Genomic DNA, 1228 nt, shown 5'->3' with positions numbered 1-1228 from the left:
GGAGAGTAGGTCACCGCCGGAACATCATTACAGGTCGAGAGCCCCCCAACCACCAGGTTGGGGGGCTCTCCCACGTTAACCACCACACCACAAACACCCCCCACCACAAACACACCACACACGCTCTCTCACTTAAACCAGCGGAAACCCGGACCCTCCCCCACTCCCAGCAGTGAATTTGGACACCCCACCCACCACCCCCAGCAATGTCGCATGCGCTTGGATCGGCTTCATGTCAGCGTTCCAGCCCGAACCCAACAGGGCCGTATCGTACGGGCCGACTTTCCCTCGGCCGGATGTAGAAAGAGCGCTCCTCCGGCAGCTCGCAACTCAGCTCGAGACGGCTGAGCCGCTAGCGTACGGCAGAAGCCGACCGGCCCCGATCTACCAGTAGGCCGGCGAGGTGCCGTCGGTCGAGATCACCCGCCCTATGCGCTGGTGCACGCCTCTCACTATGGGCGCGCGACGCACGAACGGCGCTGACTGAGGTTGCCCTCGTCAGCTGGCCGGGTCGTACAGGAACTGCCGGAGCTCTTGCGAGCAGCGGCAGGCGACGGCGATCTTCGCAGCCCACTCGAGTGCCGCCTCCCGCGAGGGCAGCTCGAGAACGGTGTACCCGCCGTTGGGCACCTTGTGGCCCGGGGTACGTGCCCTCGGAGACGGTGCCGTCACCGGCCACGAGCACCGGGCCTACACCCTCATCGATCCCGCCGCCGAAGACATACACACCCGCCGCCTTGGCCTCGCCGATGACGGCATGCGAGGCTTCGACCACCGCCTCGAAATCCTCCTCGGGGAACACCATGGCCTCACCGGGGAACGAGATCAGGTACTTCGTCATTCGAGGACTCCTCTGCTCCGGCGGCGCCATCCGACGGCTCTTCCCTGCGGCACCGCTCTGGCGCCCAGACCGATTATGGCTCTCGCACCGGACATATGGTCAAGGTATGCGTCGCGGCCGACCCGCAGAACCTGCTCGATCGGTACCGTCCGGGAGCACGCTCTAAAGCGCGCGCCCGCGAAGAAGGGTCAGCCATGGATCACTTCGACACGATCGTGATCGGCGCCGGAGCTGGGGGTCGAAGTCTCCACACGATGGAGGTGCCTGCGCCATCCAGCCAGGAGACCTCGACGTGCTTGACGCAACCCCTACGACGGCTTTCGTCTGACCTCATCTGACCACGACTTGTCGGCTCAAGAGCATGGCACGGGACACGGTGACCCGGGA

1 pseudogene is annotated in these 1228 nt (G+C 65.1%); it reads right to left on the bottom strand.

What is annotated here, in order from left to right:
* Nucleotides 1-498 precede the first annotated feature (498 nt).
* Nucleotides 499-841: pseudogene (locus ACX80X_RS21225) on the bottom strand (YciI family protein).
* Between the last annotated feature and the right edge of the window lie 387 nt (nucleotides 842-1228).

The organism is Pseudarthrobacter sp. MDT3-1, from assembly GCF_054510755.1.
Note: the sequence above shows the minus strand (reverse complement) of the source record. Positions and strands in the feature narration are given on the sequence as shown.